The 2,600-nt window shown below is 45.7% G+C and carries 5 protein-coding genes; 3 read left to right on the top strand and 2 right to left on the bottom strand.

The genetic code is table 11. The features are described from left to right. Together WBA89_RS03315 and WBA89_RS03320 are read left to right on the top strand one after the other, a co-directional pair. Window positions 1-224, top strand: a 224-nt coding sequence (locus WBA89_RS03315) for a helix-turn-helix domain-containing protein (RefSeq protein WP_424404058.1), incomplete at its 5' end; no start/stop codon positions are given. Window positions 225-460: 236 nt separating this feature from the next. Beyond that, window positions 461-730: a helix-turn-helix transcriptional regulator gene (locus WBA89_RS03320; protein WP_424404060.1), complete on the top strand. Its 270-nt coding sequence runs from the start codon at window positions 461-463 to the stop codon at window positions 728-730. A 122-nt stretch (window positions 731-852) separates the two neighbouring features. Here WBA89_RS03320 and WBA89_RS03325 read toward each other — a convergent pair whose 3' ends face one another. Both WBA89_RS03325 and arfB read right to left on the bottom strand, forming a co-directional pair. Next, the gene (locus WBA89_RS03325) at window positions 853-1,113 is read right to left on the bottom strand and encodes a hypothetical protein (RefSeq protein ID WP_424404062.1); all 261 of its coding nucleotides are present in this window, start codon (window positions 1,111-1,113) and stop codon (window positions 853-855) included. Window positions 1,114-1,184: 71 nt separating this feature from the next. After that, a complete protein-coding gene (gene arfB, locus WBA89_RS03330) occupies window positions 1,185-1,598 on the bottom strand; it encodes an alternative ribosome rescue aminoacyl-tRNA hydrolase ArfB (RefSeq protein WP_424404064.1) in 414 nt (137 codons plus the stop codon). 262 nt (window positions 1,599-1,860) lie between these two features. On the opposite strand from arfB, the gene WBA89_RS03335 reads away from it, so the two are divergent. Beyond that, window positions 1,861-2,600, top strand: a 740-nt coding sequence (locus WBA89_RS03335; RefSeq protein WP_424404066.1) for an NAD-dependent epimerase/dehydratase family protein, incomplete at its 3' end; no start/stop codon positions are given.

A 2,600-nucleotide genomic window follows, 5' to 3' on the forward strand; every position in this document is an offset into this window, starting at 1 on the left:
AAGCTGGACTAACACGCCCTCAAGTTAAAGAAAAAATCGGAATTTCCGAGCGAAGACAAGCTGACTGGGAATTAGGCAAGGCTCTACCTAACGCTGAAAACATACTTGCTATGGCTAACCTGTACCAGGTTTCTCTAAAAACTATGTTTGAGCTTTTAGGATTAGACGTAACTAAAATTCCCGATGACTTACCAAGTCTCGCGCCCTCGCCGAACGATAACTAACCCGCAGGGGTTCGGAAAAGTCTAGGGAAAGGGGCTTGGGTGCATGATTCAAGCCCGGAAAATACGCTTGGGTATGCAGGCATAATGGGTAGAAACTACAAATAAGGCAGCTCGCTATAAACCAAAGCGTTTCCACCGTCCGGCTAAAGCAGCCGCCTTTCTGTTGTCTCTATCTTTAACAAGGATACTTGTAAACTCGCGGTTGTCAACAAGTTTGCTTGTAAATTTCCCATGATATGCCCCGAAAGAAACAAACTCAAGAGTCCAAAGATATACCAGCACTGCAAATCTTGCGGGAGGCTGTTGGTTTATCGCAAGCAGCTTTAGCAAAGCAAATTCCCGACAAAACGGGCGCAAAAACCCTAAGTCAACAAGCAATCAGTAACTGGGAACGAGGATTAGACGAACCCGAACTGACCATTGCTCAAATGAAAGCCCTTTGCAAAGCTCTGGGAAAAACGCTTAACGATTTACCTAACAACTTAGGCCCACCAAATCCCGACTGACAACTTTTATTGCTTGGTTTTAAGTAGATAAACCTAAACAAACATACCCGATCCCCGACTTTTTTAAGAAGTCGGGATCTAACAGGCAAGTTATAAAGAGGATATTAAAGTAGGATGTGGTATTACTTGCGGAGAACTGAAGTGATAATCACCGTGATAGTGGCGCTTGCAATCAAAGTGAAAGCAAGTTGCACAACCCATTGCGTAGCTTTCTGGTAGTTATCGAATTTGTCATTGAATCTGTCGGTTTTGTCATTAGTTTTCTCAACATCAGTCGATAATTTCTCAACTTCAGCCGATAATTTCTCAACATCAGTCGATAACCTGTCTAGCTTTTCAATAACATCCCCCAGCGTCGGCTCGTTACTTGTAGTAGTTGTCATTGTTGTTTCCTAAAACTAACAATCATTACCTACAATCATATCCTGATTTCAAGAGTAATTGAGATGATCGATCAATCCGTGACTTTCCCTCTCAGAGCCTTAATCTGCCCCCGCTTGGTTTTGCTGTCGAGACGCTTGCGCTGGGAAGAGCGAGTCGCTTTGCTGGGTTTGCGCCTTTTGGGGATGACGATCGCACTTTTAATTAATTCTTGCAGCCGCCTCAAAGCCTCTTCCCGGTTTTGTTCCTGGCTGCGGTGTTCCTGCGCTTTGATGACAATCACACCTTCAGAGGTGATGCGCCCGTCGCTGATTTGCAACAAACGCTGCTTGTAGCGATCGGGCAATGAGGAAGCTGGGATATCAAATCGCAAGTGAATAGCACTCGCCACCTTATTGACATTTTGCCCGCCCGCGCCTTGGGAGCGAATGGCGCTAATCTCGATTTCGCGATCGGCAATAAATACTGTGTTGGAAATTTCTAGCATGATTGGGCGGGCGATCGGGCAAGCTGTAGAGAAAATTTTGGTAACTTAATCTTTAGAATAACCGCGACTGACACATCTAGACCACAGAAACCGGTTTTTTTACCCTGACTGCGGGTTACAACTAAATATTTTCTCCAAAAACCGGGTTTCTCATCCCTCCTGCATAAATCCTAATCACTACTTTTTCTACCAAGAGATAGTCGCTTTTTAGGTGGCAAAAATAGTAAGTATGTAGAAACAGAAAAAATAGGTGATCCAGCAGATGGCAGATATAAAGCTGAGCATTGTCATTACCAGCGCCGACTCCGAACTCGGACAAGCAACAGTCCGGCAGTTTGTAGCGCAGGGACACAAAGTAACTGGATTGACACAGGAAAAAGACGGTGCAGCAGCCGTGCATTCAGCCGGCGGAGTTGCGGTAGAAACTGACCATTCCAGCGGTGTGGAACTCAGGGATGCGATTCTCGCCGCCAATCCAGATGTGGTTGTCAACCTCACCCCGCAAAAAGCAAATACCCTGCTCAGCGATGGGCAAGATTGGAAAGGATTCGATAAAACGCTTTCGACAACAACTGGTGCACTGCTGACAGCGGTAAAAGACACAAATATTAAGTTGCTAATTCACACTAGCTACACTTTTTTGTACGGTAACACCAAGGAAGCGACCGAAAACACACCGCTGAGTGTACCAGGTGATGACGAAATTTTCAAAATGGCGATCGCCACCGAAAATCAGGTGACAAACAGTCAGATTCCGACTTGTGTATTGCGGATGGGATACCTGTACGGGCCTGAATCGGAAGACCTCAAACTGTATATAAAATCGTTTAAAATGGGTCGTCCTTATTTTGCCGGGCCTGACAGCAATCTGGGAAACTGGCTGCACTTTGAGGATGCGGCGGCGGCTTTGGTAAAGGTAGCCGACGAATCGGAACCGAAGGGTGCAATTTTTAACGTTGTCGATGGTGTGCCGGTGTCTTTTGCTGATTTTATCGATCGATT

This window comes from Microcoleus sp. (assembly GCF_049646505.1).
In the GTDB taxonomy this organism is placed as follows: domain Bacteria; phylum Cyanobacteriota; class Cyanobacteriia; order Cyanobacteriales; family Microcoleaceae; genus Microcoleus.

Excerpts from the sequence above, each read along its gene's own strand:
- arfB (WP_424404064.1), bottom strand. The coding sequence starts at position 1,598 with ATGCTAGAAATTTCCAACACAGTATTTATTGCCGATCGCGAAATCGAG.
- WBA89_RS03325 (WP_424404062.1), bottom strand. The coding sequence starts at position 1,113 with ATGACAACTACTACAAGTAACGAGCCGACGCTGGGGGATGTTATTGAA.
- WBA89_RS03320 (WP_424404060.1), top strand. The coding sequence starts at position 461 with ATGCCCCGAAAGAAACAAACTCAAGAGTCCAAAGATATACCAGCACTG.